Source organism: Fructilactobacillus sp. Tb1 (assembly GCF_050500285.1).
Lineage (GTDB): Bacteria > Bacillota > Bacilli > Lactobacillales > Lactobacillaceae > Fructilactobacillus.
Genome location: NZ_CP191377.1, coordinates 1266311 through 1282303 on the forward strand (window position 1 = coordinate 1266311; position 15993 = coordinate 1282303).

18 protein-coding genes are annotated in these 15993 nt (G+C 35.7%); 15 read left to right on the forward strand and 3 right to left on the reverse strand.

Annotation, left to right across the window (positions count from 1 at the left end):
• Positions 1-168: 168 nt before the first annotated feature.
• The 12 genes from gap (at position 169) to ACQW5G_RS06565 (ending at position 11143) form a co-directional block, all read left to right on the forward strand.
• Positions 169-1173, forward strand: coding sequence for a type I glyceraldehyde-3-phosphate dehydrogenase (gene gap, locus ACQW5G_RS06510; protein WP_429970662.1), 1005 nt, complete (start codon positions 169-171; stop codon positions 1171-1173).
• Between the two features lie 88 nt (positions 1174-1261).
• Positions 1262-2479: a phosphoglycerate kinase gene (locus ACQW5G_RS06515; RefSeq protein ID WP_429970663.1), complete on the forward strand. Its 1218-nt coding sequence runs from the start codon at positions 1262-1264 to the stop codon at positions 2477-2479.
• A gap of 95 nt (positions 2480-2574) precedes the next feature.
• Complete coding sequence (gene tpiA / locus ACQW5G_RS06520; RefSeq protein ID WP_429970664.1) at positions 2575-3336, forward strand: triose-phosphate isomerase; 762 nt, start codon at positions 2575-2577, stop codon at positions 3334-3336.
• Positions 3337-3429: 93 nt separating this feature from the next.
• On the forward strand, positions 3430-4749 hold the full coding sequence (gene eno / locus ACQW5G_RS06525) for a phosphopyruvate hydratase (protein ID WP_429970665.1): 1320 nt from the start codon (positions 3430-3432) through the stop codon (positions 4747-4749).
• 158 nt (positions 4750-4907) lie between these two features.
• A complete protein-coding gene (secG, locus tag ACQW5G_RS06530; protein ID WP_429971901.1) occupies positions 4908-5129 on the forward strand; it encodes a preprotein translocase subunit SecG in 222 nt (73 codons plus the stop codon).
• 129 nt (positions 5130-5258) lie between these two features.
• On the forward strand, positions 5259-7592 hold the full coding sequence (gene rnr, locus ACQW5G_RS06535) for a ribonuclease R (RefSeq protein WP_429970666.1): 2334 nt from the start codon (positions 5259-5261) through the stop codon (positions 7590-7592).
• A 12-nt stretch (positions 7593-7604) separates the two neighbouring features.
• Entirely contained in the window at positions 7605-8078 is a 474-nt protein-coding gene (gene smpB / locus ACQW5G_RS06540) for an SsrA-binding protein SmpB (RefSeq protein WP_429970667.1), read from the forward strand.
• Positions 8079-8149: 71 nt separating this feature from the next.
• The gene (locus ACQW5G_RS06545) at positions 8150-8842 is read left to right on the forward strand and encodes a uracil-DNA glycosylase (RefSeq protein WP_429970668.1); all 693 of its coding nucleotides are present in this window, start codon (positions 8150-8152) and stop codon (positions 8840-8842) included.
• Between the two features lie 9 nt (positions 8843-8851).
• Complete coding sequence (pta, locus tag ACQW5G_RS06550) at positions 8852-9838, forward strand: phosphate acetyltransferase (protein ID WP_429970669.1); 987 nt, start codon at positions 8852-8854, stop codon at positions 9836-9838.
• Position 9839: 1 nt separating this feature from the next.
• Positions 9840-10313, forward strand: coding sequence for a tRNA (adenosine(37)-N6)-threonylcarbamoyltransferase complex ATPase subunit type 1 TsaE (gene tsaE, locus ACQW5G_RS06555; RefSeq protein WP_429970670.1), 474 nt, complete (start codon positions 9840-9842; stop codon positions 10311-10313).
• Entirely contained in the window at positions 10306-10797 is a 492-nt protein-coding gene (locus ACQW5G_RS06560) for an N-acetyltransferase family protein (protein WP_429970671.1), read from the forward strand. The genes tsaE and ACQW5G_RS06560 overlap by 8 nt, the downstream gene beginning before the upstream one ends.
• A 145-nt stretch (positions 10798-10942) precedes the next feature.
• The gene (locus tag ACQW5G_RS06565; protein WP_429970672.1) at positions 10943-11143 is read left to right on the forward strand and encodes a cold-shock protein; all 201 of its coding nucleotides are present in this window, start codon (positions 10943-10945) and stop codon (positions 11141-11143) included.
• A gap of 100 nt (positions 11144-11243) precedes the next feature.
• Here the strand turns inward: ACQW5G_RS06565 and ACQW5G_RS06570 are convergent, their stop codons facing one another.
• Both ACQW5G_RS06570 and ACQW5G_RS06575 read right to left on the reverse strand, forming a co-directional pair.
• Complete coding sequence (locus ACQW5G_RS06570) at positions 11244-11777, reverse strand: 3'-5' exonuclease (RefSeq protein WP_429970673.1); 534 nt, start codon at positions 11775-11777, stop codon at positions 11244-11246.
• Positions 11778-11787: 10 nt separating this feature from the next.
• Positions 11788-12555: an exodeoxyribonuclease III gene (locus ACQW5G_RS06575; RefSeq protein WP_429970674.1), complete on the reverse strand. Its 768-nt coding sequence runs from the start codon at positions 12553-12555 to the stop codon at positions 11788-11790.
• A gap of 110 nt (positions 12556-12665) precedes the next feature.
• Here ACQW5G_RS06575 and murB point away from each other — a divergent pair, with 110 nt between their 5' ends.
• Positions 12666-13562, forward strand: a complete 897-nt coding sequence (gene murB, locus ACQW5G_RS06580; RefSeq protein ID WP_429970675.1) for a UDP-N-acetylmuramate dehydrogenase — start codon at positions 12666-12668, stop codon at positions 13560-13562.
• A 38-nt stretch (positions 13563-13600) separates the two neighbouring features.
• Here murB and ACQW5G_RS06585 read toward each other — a convergent pair whose 3' ends face one another.
• On the reverse strand, positions 13601-14263 hold the full coding sequence (locus tag ACQW5G_RS06585) for a DUF1361 domain-containing protein (RefSeq protein WP_429970676.1): 663 nt from the start codon (positions 14261-14263) through the stop codon (positions 13601-13603).
• A gap of 166 nt (positions 14264-14429) precedes the next feature.
• On the opposite strand from ACQW5G_RS06585, the gene cdaA reads away from it, so the two are divergent.
• Both cdaA and ACQW5G_RS06595 read left to right on the forward strand, forming a co-directional pair.
• A complete protein-coding gene (gene cdaA / locus ACQW5G_RS06590; protein ID WP_429970677.1) occupies positions 14430-15272 on the forward strand; it encodes a diadenylate cyclase CdaA in 843 nt (280 codons plus the stop codon).
• A complete protein-coding gene (locus ACQW5G_RS06595; RefSeq protein ID WP_429970678.1) occupies positions 15272-15979 on the forward strand; it encodes a CdaR family protein in 708 nt (235 codons plus the stop codon). Before cdaA ends, ACQW5G_RS06595 begins: the two co-directional genes overlap by 1 nt.
• Positions 15980-15993: the final 14 nt, after the last annotated feature.

Sequence of the window (15993 nt, forward strand, 5' to 3'; positions counted from 1 at the left end):
CATTGGAATTTGGATTTGCTATACTGAAACCGTAGTTTAGTAACTAACTCGTCATATTTATACATAATATTCGTCACGTTAGTAATGAAATCGCTGACATATTAACGTAAAAGTGGTAATATATGACTTGTATTTAAAAATTAATATTCCTAAAGGAGGAAGCATATTATGACTGTAAAAATTGGTCTTAATGGTTTCGGAAGAATTGGTCGTCTAGCATTTAGACGTATCCACGAATTGGGTTCAAAAGACATGGAAGTTGTAGCTATCAATGATTTAACTACTCCTTCAATGTTAGCTTACTTATTGAAATATGATTCAGTTCACGGTAAGTTCAACGGTAAAGTTGAAGCAACTGAAGATGCAATCATCGTTGACGGTAAACGTATCCCAGTTTACGCAGAACGTGATGCTAAAAACATTCCTTGGGTTAAAAATGATGGTGTTGACTTTGTACTTGAATGTACTGGTTTCTACACTTCAAAAGAAAAAGCACAAGCTCACTTGGATGCTGGTGCAAAACGTGTATTGATCTCAGCTCCAGCTGGTGATATTACTACTGTTGTTCCTGGTGTTAACCTTGATACTATTACTTCAGAAGATAAAATTGTATCTGCTGGATCATGTACTACAAGTTGTTTAGCTCCTATGGCTAACTGGCTTAACAAAGACTTCGGTCTTAAAGTTGGTACTATGACTACTGTTCATGCTTACACTGCTACTCAAGCCTTACAAGATGGCCCTCGTAGTGCTAAGTTTGCTAACAACCGTGCCGCAGCTGTTAACACTATTCCTCACAGTTCAGGTGCTGCTAAGGCTATTGGTCTTGTTGTTCCAGAACTTGACGGTATCCTTAAAGGACATGCACAACGTGTTGCTGTTATCGATGGTTCATTAACTGAATTAGTTTCAGTTCTTGACAAGAAAGTTACAGTTGACGAAATTAACGCATCAATGAAGAGCCATGAAAACGATGCCTTCGGTTACGCTGAAGACTTCATGGTTTCAACTGATGTTATCGGAGACTCACACGGTTCAGTATTTGACCCAAGTCAAACTGAAATTACTGAAAACGGTGATCTTCAATTAGTTAAGACTGTTGCTTGGTACGATAACGAATGGGGTTTCACTTGTAACATGATTCGTACTTTACAACACTTTGCTACTCTTTAATCTTTAAATAGTAGTTTAGAAAAGGGCGGAGGAGGTTATACCTCTTCTGTCTTTTCTTTTATAAATAATTATCTGGAGGAATCTCATTATGAGTAAATTAATCATTGATGATTTAGACCTTAAGGGCAAAGATGTCCTTATGCGTGTTGATTTTAATGTTCCTATCAAAGATGGTGTTGTAGGTGATGATAACCGTATCGTTGCTGCATTGCCTTCAATTGAATGGGTAATCAACCACGGTGGAAAAGCTATTCTTCTATCTCACTTAGGTCGTATTAAATCAGAAGATGACAAACCTGGTTTGTCACTTCGTCCCGTAGCTGAAAAGCTTTCAAAATTAATCAAAAAACCAGTTACATTTGTTCCTGTTAACGAAGGTCCACAATTAGAAGAAGCTATCGACAAAATGCAAGATGGCCAAATCTTATTAGCTGAAAACACTCGTTACCAAGATGTTGTAAATGGGGAAGTTGTTAAACGTGAATCTGGTAATGATCCTAAATTAGGTGAATACTGGGCTTCATTAGGTGACGTATTTGTGAACGATGCTTTTGGTACTGCTCACAGAAGTCACGCTTCAAACGTTGGTATCGCTACTGCTATGGAAAAAGCTGGCAAACCAGTTGCTGCAGGTTTCTTACTTGAAAAAGAAATCAAATTCCTTGGTAACGCAGTTGATAATCCAAAACACCCATTCGTAGCTATCTTAGGTGGTGCTAAAGTTTCTGATAAGATCGGTGTTATTGATCACTTATTAGACAAAGCTGATAAAATCATTATCGGTGGTGGTATGACTTACACATTCTACGCTGCTAAGGGTATTTCAATTGGTAACTCACTTGTTGAAAAAGACAAGATTGATGTTGCTAAAGAAATCCTTGCTAAGGGTGGAAACAAGATTGTCCTACCTGTTGACTCTGTAGTTGCAGATAAGTTCTCTAACGATACAGATGCTAAAATCGTTGATGGTGCTATTCCTGACGGTTACATGGCTCTTGATATTGGACCTAAATCAATCAAATTGTTCGAAAGTGTTCTTGCAGATGCTAAGACTGTTGTTTGGAATGGACCAATGGGTGTCTTTGAAATGCCTAAATTTGCTGAAGGTACTTTAGCAATTGGTCGTTTCTTAGGTACTTTGAAAGATGCTACTACTATCGTTGGTGGTGGTGACTCAACTGCCGCTGTTAAAGAATTAGGTGTTGCTGACAAGCTTACACATATTTCTACTGGTGGTGGAGCTTCACTTGAATACCTTGAAGGTAAAACTTTACCAGGTATCGCATGTGTTTCTAACAAAGACTAAATAATTAAAGCGTTGGTTAGTGCCAACGCTTTTTTATTTACTAGGTATTGAACTGAATTTCAGCTACAATAATAGTAAATGAGAGGAGGGTTCAAATGCGTATTCCGTTTATTGGTGGAAATTGGAAAATGAATTTGTCGCTTGAAGAAGCAATCAAGTTTGTTGAAGAAATTAAACCCAAATTACCAGCTGCTAACGTAGTGGAAACAGCAATTGCCGCGTCACCTCTCTTTTTGGAGTCGATGATTGAACACAATAGTGATAGTCCATTACAAATTACGGCAGAAAATTGTTTTTACAAGAATTGTGGTGCCTATACCGGCGAAGTTAGCCCCCAAGCTTTATCAGAAATGGGAGTTGGCTACGTAATTGTAGGGCACTCTGAACGCCGTCGTTACTTCAATGAGACTAACGACATCATTAATAAGAAAGTCCATGCGGTTTTAGACAATAAAATGGTTCCAATTATTTGTTGTGATGAAACAATGGGCCGCCTTGATAATGGTGATCATTTTTCCTGGGTTGTTAGCCAAGTAACGGCTGCCGTTCAAGGAGTATCTGAAGATGATGCTGCTAAAATTATAATTGCTTATGAACCTAGTTGGGCAATTGGAACTGGACACAGTGCTTCAACTGCTGAGGCAGAAGAAGGCTGTTATCTCATTCGGCAAACTCTTGCTGATATTTATTCCGATGAGATTGCTGATCAAATTCGCATTCTTTATGGTGGTAGTGTAACCGAAAAAAATATTGCTGCTTTGATGAAGGAACCAGATATTGATGGGGTACTTGCTGGGAAAGCCAGTCTTAGTCCAAATGAGTTTATTAAGCTCGCAAATTTTCAATCACTTAAATAATTGATTAAATCATTGCATTGTTGATTTTAAAACTGTAAAATTTAAGTGTAAATTAAATAAATTTAGTTAATTAAATTACTAAGGAGATTTATTATGTCACTTATTTCTGATGTATATGCACGCGAAGTCTTAGACTCACGTGGTAACCCAACTGTTGAAGCAGAAGTTTACACTGAAGATGGTGCTATGGGACGTGGAATCGTTCCTTCTGGTGCCTCAACTGGTGAACACGAAGCTGTTGAATTACGTGATGGTAACAAAGACCGTTTCGGTGGTAAAGGTGTTACAAAAGCCGTTGCTAACGTTAACGACAAAATTGCCAAAGAAATTATTGGTTACGATGTTACTGATCAACTAGGAATCGACCAAGCTATGATTAAGCTTGATGGTACTCCTAACAAAGCTAAATTAGGTGCTAACGCTATTTTAGCTGTATCAATTGCTGCTGCTAGAGCTGCTGCTGATGAACTTGGAACTCCTTTGTACAACTACTTAGGTGGATTCGATGCTCACGTATTACCAACTCCAATGATGAACGTTATCAATGGTGGTAAGCACGCTAACAACAAAGTTGATTTCCAAGAATTCATGATTATGCCTGTTGGTGCCCCAACATTTAGAGAAGCTGTTCGTATGGGTTCAGAAACTTTCCACGCCTTGAAAGCTATCTTAAATGAAAAAGGTTACTCAACTGCTGTTGGTGATGAAGGTGGATTTGCACCTGACTTGAAGAACAACGAAGAACCATTTGAAATTCTTATCGAAGCTATCAAACGTGCTGGTTACAAACCTGGTAAAGATATTGCAATCGCCTTTGACTGTGCTTCTTCAGAATTCTACGATCCAGAAACTAAGAAATACAACTTAGAAGGTGATGGTAAATCATACACTGCTTCTGAATTTGTTGACTTACTTGAAAGCATCGTAGACAAGTACCCAATTATCTCAATCGAAGATCCTTTGGATGAAAACGAATGGGAAGACTGGAAAGTTGCTACTGAAAAACTTGGTAAGAAAGTACAAATCGTTGGTGATGATTTATTTGTTACAAACACTGATTACCTTGAAAAAGGTATTAACATGGGTGTTGCAAACTCAATCCTTATCAAACTTAACCAAATCGGTACTTTAACTGAAACTGTTAACGCTGTTAACATGGCTAAAGAAGCTAGTTACACTGCAGTTATCTCACACCGTTCAGGTGAAACTGAAGATACTACAATTTCTGATTTAGTTGTTGCTCTTAATGCAGGTCAAATCAAGACTGGTTCAATGAGTCGTGGTGAAAGAATTGCTAAGTACAACCAATTAATGAGAATTGAAGACCAATTAGGTTCAGTTGCTCAATACAAGGGAATCCATGCGTTCTACAACTTATCTCGCCAAGCTCGCGAAGATATCATGAACAAATAATTAATTTCCGAGAAGAACTTCTAGCATTGCTAGAGGTTCTTTTTTATACATAATTTTAGTGATTAGTAAAAATTTTTAACTCGTGTTATAATTGTACATAGAATTTATAAGCCCTTTTTTAAAGTGGGTAGGAGGAAATTTCATTGACTAACTTCTTAATGATATTATTATGGATCGTTAGCATATTGATCATTGGCGCTGTTTTGATGCAACCATCAAAGAATAACGACGCAATGTCATCATTTACTGGTGGTGCCAGCGACTTATTTTCAGAATCAAAATCACGTGGATTTGAATCATTTATCCAAAAAGTTACCGTAATCTTAGGTATTGTGTTTTTTGCCATTGCATTAGTTTTAATGTGGGTATCACAACACTAATTAAGGGCTCCTGTATATTTCACAGGAGCTTTTTTGTATTTTAAAGTGTTTATAATTAAACAAAAAAATAAAAACGTTTATAATTAAAATAACAACAGATTTAAAATAAACGTAGAAGAGGAAAAAATATTGGAAGATAACAAATTAAAAAATGAGATCAAACAAGAACTTGCATCTCATCCAGATAACGCATATAGCGTTGAAAACCTTGCGGACGCATTAAAGTACCATGGTGCTGCTGCGTTTAAATTAATCGTACAAGAACTTGCTGTCCTTGAAAGAGAACGGACAGTTGTTGTTACTCATGATGGAAACTTCAAAATTAATCCTAGTGAATTAAAAATTGAAGGAGTTTTCCATTCTAACCCTAAAGGTTTTGGTTTCGTAGGCTTTGATGATGATCAAGAAGATGCATTTATTGCACCTGATGACACCATGAACGCTATGAACCTTGACCGAGTAGAAATCCAAATCACTAAACCTGCTGAAAAAGGTGGAGATCGTGGACCTGCTGCTAAAGTTACTAAAATTCTTGAACATCACTATACCCATGTCGTTGGTGAATTCTTCAAGACCACTGATGATCAAGGATACCTTGGTCAAGTTAAATTAAAAGACAAAAAATTAGCTGGCTACAGATGTTACATTACTGATGCCGGAATTAACCCTACCCCAGGAGAAGTTGTTTTAGCTGATATTACTGAATATCCAAATGCTAAGACTCCAGATAAGATTGTTGCCATTGCCAAACAAGTTATTGGTAGTGTTGATGATCCTGGTATTGATATCTTACAAATTGTGTACGCACATGATGTACCTTCACAATTCCCAGAAGATGTTATGCAAGAAGCAGATGCTATTCCTGATCACGTTTTACCTGAAGAAACTGAGGGTAGAGAAGATATTACTGATCAAGATTTAGTAACTATTGATGCTGAAGAATCAAAAGATTTAGATGATGCTGTTACTGCTTGGAAATTACCAAACGGAAACTATCATTTAGGTGTTCATATTGCTGATGTTAGCCACTACGTTACACCAGGTAGTTTACTTGATCGTGAAGCTTACAAACGTGGTACTTCAGTTTACTTAACTGACCGTGTTATTCCAATGTTACCAAGACGTTTATCAAACGGAATTTGTTCATTGAATGAAGCTCAACTTCGTTTATGTATGAGTTGTGACATGGAAATTAACCCACAAGGTAAAGTGGTTAAATCACGTATCCATCCATCAGTTATGCGTTCAAAAGCTCGTATGACTTACAACGCTGTAAATGCAATCATTGAAAATAAAGATCCAGAAACTCGCGAAAAGTATGCTGACTTAGTTCCAATGTTTGAAACTATGGATGAATTACACAAGATTCTTTACAAAGCACGTCGTGGTCGTGGTGCTATTGACTTTAATGATGATGAAGCAAAGATTATTGTGGATGCTGAAGGCCACCCAATTGATATTCAATTGAGAACTCGTGGTACTGCTGAACGTTTGATTGAATCATTCATGTTAGCAGCTAATGAAACTGTTGCTGAAACTTACTACAAGCTTAAAGTACCATTCATTTACCGTATCCATGAAACTCCAGATGCAACTCGTGTTAAAGAATTCTTTGAATTCCTAACTGCTTTTGGTATCAACGTTAAATCAGATCCAGATCATTTGGAACCTAAGACCTTACAAAGCGTTTTGGCTAAAGTTGCTGGTACTCCAGAAGAAGCAATGGTTTCAGTTATGTTACTTAGAAGTATGCAACAAGCTAAGTATAGTGACAAAAACGTTGGTCACTTTGGTTTAGGTGCTAAGTATTATACTCACTTTACTTCACCAATTCGTCGTTACCCTGATATGTTTATTCACCGTTTAATTCACTTCTATGAAGAAAATGGTATTAATGACGCTACTAAAGCTAAATACGCTGATGTTGTTGGTGAAGTTGCTGTTCATTGTTCAGAAACTGAACGTCGTGCCGTTGATACTGAACGTGCCGTAAACGCAATGATGAAAGCTGAATACATGAGTGACCGTATCGGTGAAGAATTTGACGGTGTGGTAAGTTCTGTAATGAAATTCGGTATTTTCGTTGAATTACCAAATACTGTTGAAGGTTTAGTTCATATTAGTCGTATGAAAGATGACTACTACCAATACGTTGAAAAATACATGGCATTAGTTGGTCGTAACACTAAACGTACATTTAAGATTGGACAAGATATCCGAGTTAAATGTGTGGGTGTAGATGTTGATCAAAGTGCTGTTGATTTTGAAATTGTTGATGTAGAAAAGACTCCAACTAGTGATCTTTTACCAAAACAACAAAACCATACTCGTGGTCGTTTTAACAACGCTGGTCGTGGAAACAACAATAACCGTGGTGGTCGTCGTAATAACGATAAAAAGAATGGTAACAAAAATGATGGTAACAAGTCATCACACAGTTTTACAATTAAAAAACGTAAATAGGGATTGATTAAAATGGTCAAAAAGAAGAGTAAGCCAAATGACGATAATGTGATGGCTACTAATCGAAAGGCTCGACATGATTATTTCATTGAAGAAACTTTCGAAGCAGGAATTGCATTAACTGGGACTGAAATTAAGTCGGTTAGAGAACGTCGGGTTACTTTGAAAGACGGATTCGTTTCATTTAGAAATGGTGAAGCATATCTTCAAAATGTTCATATTAATGAATATACAGAAGGTAATCAATTTAACCATGATCCATTGCGCAGTCGTAAGTTATTATTGCATAAGAAAGAAATTAGAAAGCTTTCTGATGCAGTTCAGACTAAAGGGGTTACCGTTGTACCACTTAAGATGTACTTAAAGCATAATTTTGCGAAAGTATTGATTGGAGTTGCAAAAGGTAAACACGAATATGACAAACGTCACGATATTAAAGCGCGTGATCAAAAACGTCAAATTGACCGTGTAATGAAACACTATTAAATAAAAAAAGAACAGTTATGCTGTTCTTTTTTTATTGGCATTTATGTTAAGATATTCACGAGGTGAAAAAGTTGAGACGATTTATTGATAATGATTGGTGGCCAATATTACTACCAGAATTTGAAAAACCATACTATCAAAAGCTACGGGCCTTTTTAGTAGAAGAATACGATAATCATACGATTTATCCAGCTATGAATCATATTTTTCAAGCTTTTGAATGGACTCCATTTAGTGATACTAAAGTGGTCATTTTAGGACAGGATCCTTATCATGGACCACACCAAGCGATTGGAACTAGTTTTGCGGTGGAACCAGGTGTTAAAATTCCACCATCTTTACGTAATATCTATAAGGAACTTGATAATGATTTAGGTATTAAGCCAGTTAATCATGGTTACTTGAAGAGCTGGGCAGAACAGGGTGTTTTATTACTAAATTCTGTTTTGACAGTTCGAGATGGTGAAGCTTTCTCTCACAGAAATGAAGGCTGGGAAAAGTTAACTGATTATGCGATTCATGCTTTATCAGAACGACCAGAACCAGTAGTCTTCATTTTATGGGGGAATGCGGCACGTAAGAAGGTTAGCCTAATTGATACTAAAACTAACATTGTGATTGAATCAGCGCACCCCAGTCCTTTGTCTGCCAATCGTGGTTTTTTTGGTTCCCGTCCATTTTCTAGAACTAATGCGGCTCTAGAGGCGATGGGGGAAAAACCAATTAATTGGCAACTACCAGAAAATGTTAAAATGGAACGATAGGAGAATACGATGGATTTATTTGAAAGTTTAAAAAGCAAAATTAAAGGTCGTAAAATTAAATTAGTTTTTCCTGAAGGGGAAGACGAACGAATTATTTCAGCTGCTAGCCGATTAGCTGCAGATGATTTAGCATTTCCAATTTTATTAGGTAACGAAGATGAAATTAGAGCAACTGCTAAAGCCCTTGGGGTAGATCTTGATGGTATTGAAATTGTTGATATTGAAAAAGTATCTGGTGAAGTTCGCCAACAAATGGTACAAGCAATTGTAGAACGCCGAAAAGGCAAAACAACTGCTGAACAAGCAAGTGAATGGTTAAAAGATCCTAATTACTTTGGAACCACTATGGTTTATATGGGTGATGTTGATGGGATGGTATCAGGTGCAGCTCATCCAACTGGTGATACAGTTCGTCCAGCACTTCAAATTATTAAAACTAAGCCAGGGGTAAAATTAATTAGCGGTTCATTTGTAATGCAAAAAGGTGATGAACGTTACTTATTTGCTGACTGTGCTATTAACATTAATCCTAACGAACAACAATTAGCTGAAATTGCCGTTGAAAGCGGTAAAACTGCTCGTTTATTTGATATTGATCCTCGTGTAGCTTTATTAAGTTTTTCAACTGATGGTTCAGCTAAGAGTCCTGAGGTCGAAAAAGTTCACAATGCTACTAAATTAGCTCAAGAAATGGATCCAGCAATGCCAATTGATGGTGAAATGCAATTTGATGCTGCAATTGTTCCATCAGTTGCTAAAGCTAAATTTCCAGGATCAGACGTTGCTGGAAATGCAACTGTCTTTGTGTTCCCAGAACTTGAAGCTGGAAACATTGGCTACAAAATTGCTCAACGGTTAGGTGGATTTGAAGCTATTGGACCAATCCTACAAGGATTAAACAAACCAGTTTCTGATTTATCACGTGGTTGTAACGCAGAAGATGTTTATAAAGTAGCAATTATTACTGCTACTCAAGCCTTAGCTGATGAGGCATAGCATGAAATTTACAGTAACTGACCCTAGTCAAACCCAACGTTTAGGGAAAGAATTAGCTAACCAATTACAACCAGGTGATGTTTTGTTACTTGATGGTGATTTAGGAGCTGGAAAAACAACCTTTACGAAAGGTCTAGCTAAAGGATTAGGCATTAAACGTAATATTAAAAGCCCCACTTTTACCATTATCCGTGAATACCAAGAGGGACGTATCCCGCTATACCATATGGATGTATATCGTCTTGAAACTGGTGGTAGTGAAGAACTTGGTCTTGATGAATACTTTAACGGTGATGGTGTCAGTGTCGTAGAATGGTCTAAATTTGCTGAAGATGAATTACCAGCTAATTATCTACGTCTTAAATTTACACGATTAGATAATCTTGGTGATAGTAACCGTGAGATTGAATTAATTGCTAAAGGACAACATTTTAATGATATTCTAACGTCGGGAGTATTGAGTTTAGATGAATAATGAGGTAGAAGTTGGATTACGCGCGGCGGATGCTGAAGATGCAACAGCAATGCTTAAATTACTTAAACAGTTAGAATCCGAATCAAATTTTTTTGAATTAGATGCTGATTTGGATTCAGTAACGGCTGAACAAGAAGCACGGCAAATTGAATTGATGAATGCATCTGGAACCAATTTGATTTTGTTAGCCACAGTAGGTGACCAATTAATTGGAATTGCAACTGTTGAACAAATTAATGACAGTACTGGTGAATTAGGTGTGGCAGTTTTAAATGACTTTCAACATATGGGATTGGGAACAATGTTAGTTGACGAGTTAATTAACTGGCAAGAAAATTATAGTAACCTTGATCAATTGGAGTTGGAAGTGAAAAAAGATAATTCAGTTGCAATTCATATTTATCAAAAGCTTGGATTTGAACAAATATCTGAAACTGATAAAACAATTTGGATGGGGAAAAACAATGATTATAAGTCGTTATAATTTAGTTTTTATTTTACATGTGATATAATAAATTCATTGATACGTTAGGTTTTTCGATTTTTTAAGGTTTTTTATTTTTTATGAGATAACTTCCTTGATTTGATTCAATCTGCGCAACTTTAATAAATTATGGAGGTATACTACTATGAAACAAGGAACTGTTAAATGGTTTAATGGTGATAAAGGTTACGGTTTTATCACTACTGATGATGGTGATGTATTCGTACATTTCTCAGCAATCAACAAAGACGGATTCAAGACTCTTGATGAAGGCGAAAAAGTTACTTTAGACGTTGAAGATGGCGATCGTGGCCCACAAGCTACAAACGTTACTCCAATCAACTAATTGTAATTTTAAAGAAGATAAACAAGGACATTAAGTTCTTGCTTATCTTCTTTTTTTATTGTCAAAAAATCCCTAATTCGATTGAATTAGGGATTTTAATTTAAATAGTAGCAACAAATGGACGAATGGCGTCATCACCGAATTCTTGATGCTCATGAATGAGAATATTAGCACAGGCTAAACTGTCATCTAGTGCATTATGATGATGTTCCAATTCAATTCCAAGGTTTGCACTGACCGTGTTTAATTTATGATTTTCAAAGTTGGGATAAAATTTACGTGATGTTTTGACCGTATCTAAAGTTTGATAATGGGGCATTGGTAAACGATAACGTTCAATACTTTTTTTCAAAACACTATTATCAAAACGGTTATTATGGGCAATTACTAACCGATTCCGTTTGAAAAATGGTTTAATAATCTCCCAAACTTCTGGAAACGTGGGTGCATCAACAACGTCCGCACTATGAATTCCATGGACTTGAATATTACGCCAATTAAACTCAGTTTCTGGATTAATTAGTGAGTAAAATTCATTCACGACTTGATCATCACGAACTACGGTAATGGCTACCGAACAGGCACTAGCACGTTGACTAGCAGCTGTTTCAAAGTCAATTGCGACAAAGTTCATATTCTTTCTCCTATTTGACAGGTTTATTTAAAATTAGTTGAAGGGGACAATGATCAGATCCAGGGACAGTATCCATAATCGTAGTAATCCGAACATCCTTAACCAAGTCATTTGAAATAATAAAATAATCTAAGCGCCAACCATGATTATCACGACGAGCATGACCACGATAACTCCACCAAGTGTATTTATTGGTTTCATCAGGGTGAGTTTCACGATAGATATCAGTAAATCCAGCAGCTAGTAAATCTGTCATTTGTTGACGTTCTTCATTAGTAAATCCAGCGGCATGATGATGTTCTTCCGGATTATAAATATCAGCATCTTCGTGAGCAATATTTAAATCACCATTGATAATGACAGCTTTTTGACTCTTTAAATCTGAAACAAACTTGATAAATTTTTGATCCCATGCAAGTTTATAATCTAAACGTTCGAGTTTTTCACCCGCATTAGGAGCATAGACGTTTACAACAAAATAATCTGCATATTCAAGAGTAAGCGCACGTCCTTCAGGATCCTGATTGTTTCCATCAACCCCTAAAATCACACGATCAGCTTTATGTTTGGTAAATGTAGCAGTACCTGCATAACCAGGTTTATCTGCATAATTCCAGTACTGATAGTAGTTATTAGGAAGTTCTAACTCAACTTCATTTGGTTCGACGCGAGTTTCTTGAACACTAAAAAAATCTGCATTAGCAGCATTAAAGAATTCATAAAAATTATTTTTGAGAATGGCACGGATACCATTCACATTCCATGTAATAAAATTCATAGTGGATATCCCCCTTAATGAATAAATTATATCACTATCTTATTGCAGAATGGTTTTCGTTCTTCCTACGTGATAAAATAGTAAAGGCTACGTGAAAGGAAGAAAAAACGATGGCAATTGATCTACATAATGAATTTAAAGATATTAAAATATTAAAAAATGAACCATTATCAAAATATTCTTGGACTAAAACTGGTGGAAAAGCAGATTATTTAGCTTTTCCTAAAACATATAAAGAAACAGAAACGTTACTTAAATTTGCTAATGCCAATGACATTCCCGTTACAGTATTGGGAAATGCAAGTAATTTAATCGTGCGTGATGGTGGAATTCGTGGTTTAACGATGATTTTAACCGATATGAATGATATTCATGTTGATGGTGATCATGTAATTGCGGAAGCCGGAGCTGCATATATTGAAGTTACTAAGGTAGCTCAAGCTGCTGGTCTATCTGGACTCGAATTTGCTGCCGGAATTCCTGGAAGTATTGGTGGCGGTGTTTACATGAATGCCGGTGCTTATGGTGGAGAAACCGAATATGTACTAGAATCAGCTACTATCTTGACTCATCAAGGTAATATTGTGGAAATGTCACATGATGAATTAGATTTTGGTTATCGTCATAGTAAAGTGCAAGAAACTGGTGGGGTAGTATTAGCTGCTACTTATAAGCTTGAAAAAGGAAATAAGGATTTAATCCAAGCAGAAATGGATCATTTAAACTACTTACGTAAATCAAAACAACCACTTGAATATCCTTCTTGTGGAAGTGTATTTAAACGTCCTGTTGGTCACTTTGCTGGTAAGCTAATTCACGATGCTGGATTACAAGGTTACCGTTCTGGTGGCGCTGAAGTATCAACGAAGCATGCTGGATTTATTGTGAATGTTGATCATGCCACTGCTACTGACTATCTTAATGTAATTAAACATGTACAAGAAACAGTATTTAAAGATTCTGGAATTCATTTACAAACTGAAGTTCGAGTAATTGGACAAGAATAATAAAAAGGCAACTATCTTTTTTGATAGTTGCCTTTTTATTATTCTTGTGGATTATCATCAGTGGTAGAAATAATTGTATAAATCCAATAAATCATTAATTGCACAATGGTCATTAAAATCACAAAAGTTACCATTTGTTGATTCCACATGGTCATGAATAATTTGATATAAAACTTAGGATTAGCAAGAAGGTAGACTGTGTGAACTCGTAAGAAACGACCAATGTATAATCCTACTGAACTAAGAAAAATTAAAAAAGCGGTCATAATGAAATCTGTAAATCGATTTTCTAAGTGTAATCGTTTATTAATTGCCTTTGCGACATGAACCATCCCCCAAAAACCAATGAATGCACATACTAGCGCACTGATTAAGAGACAGGTATAAAGGAACCAAATGTGTCCATCAAGCTTGAGTAGTCCGTTTAAACCATTAGGATGAAGCCATGAAAGGTGGAGTAAATCAGTTAGAATATATGGGGCATTAGGATAAAACATTAGCCAAATTAAGGTAAGAATCCAAAAAACAAAGATATTTTGTTTTGGTTTATCACCAATGTGAAAACTTACTTCAATTGGAATGTATCCTAAAAACGTATTGAGTAATAAGAAACCAAAAATGGAATCTTTGATGAATAATTTAATAAAAACTAGCCAAATTAAGAAAAATAAACGAATTTGCCATATTTTTTGTTTTGTCATAAGAATCTCCTCGTATTTATCATAACTAAATTAAACCGCAAATGGGGTTAAAAAACTATTAATTTGTATAATTTATTTGCTATGTGATACAAAAAAGTAGGCTATAACTAAGTTATACAGAGTGTTATAATTATATAGTAATATTTGCAGGGAGGAACGCCGACTGATGGGAATCGATTGGGGCAACATTTTAACACTACATAATTTAAGTAATATCCTAGATATTTTAGTTGTCTGGGTATTAATATACGAATTAATCATGCTTTTACGGGGAACTCGTTCAATTCAACTTTTCCGTGGAATTATCATTTTAATTTTAGCTAAGGTCATTAGTTTATACCTTGGCTTAACCATGACCTCCTGGATTCTAGATCAAGTAATTAATTGGGGAGTTATTGGAATTATTGTCGTTTTTCAACCAGAAATTCGAAGAGCATTGGAAAAATTGGGTCGAAGTTCAGTTTTTGGACAGTCACAACAAGAAAATGTTAAGGTTGAAAAGCTAATTAAAGCTTTAGACGGTGCTATTCAATATATGTCAAAGCGTCGAATTGGGGCTTTGATGAGTATTCAAATGAAAACTGGCTTAGAGGAATACATCGAAACAGGAATTCCTTTGGATGCAGATGTATCTAGTCAATTATTGATTAATATTTTCATTCCAAATACTCCATTACATGATGGGGCAGTTATTATTAAAGATTTCCGAGTGGCTTCGGCTGCTTCATATCTTCCTTTATCACAAAGTAATTTAATTCCGAAAGAATTAGGAACAAGACATCGTGCAGCAGTTGGTATTTCTGAAGTTACTGATGCCATTACGATAGTTATTTCTGAAGAAACTGGTGAGGTTTCGATTACGAGAAATAACGAATTACTTCGTGGTATGACACAAAATGATTATTTGAAGTATTTAAGAAGTCAATTAATTGTGACTGATAAAAACCATCAAAATTTCTTTAATGATGTGGCCGAATTTTTTGGTAAAAAATTTGGAGGTCATAAATAATGAAAAAGTTTTTTGGAAGTAAGGCATTTTGTTTAATAATTTCACTTATTGCATCATTAGCGTTATTCTTTATGGTACATGATTATAAGTTGGGTCAAATTAATTCAAGTGCCCAAACTGATAACCAACAACTGACTTCAAATGAAACGCGTGATGTCGAAGTTCCTTTACAATTAAATGTTAATTCAGATCGATATTTCGTTATGGGGTATCCTAATAAAATTAAAGTTTCTTTGACTGGACCATCTGCCTTAGTTACAACCACCGCTAATACGCAAAATTTTAAAATTTCGGCTGATTTAAGCGATTTGGGCACTGGAAAACATACTGTTAAATTAAAACAATCAGGATTAAATTCTGAGGTAAAGGCTAGTCTTAAACCCAAAACCATTACAGTGAATATTCAGGAACGTGAAACAGATACTTATCCAGTGGAAGTTGATTATCGTTCTAAAGCTGTTGCAAATGGATATAAAGTTAATAAGGTCTTGAAAGATATTAAGAAAGTTAATATTACTGGACCAAAAGATGAGATGAAAAAGATCAAAAAAGTTGTTGCCAAAGTAAAACTTGGTCATGATGTTAATAAAAATGTAAAACAAACTACGGTAATAGATGCTTTAGATGCTAATGGTAAAACTGTCAATGTTGTAATATCACCTTCTACTACAACTGTTAAACTTCAAATCGAAAAAGATAATGATTAATAAGGATGGATAAA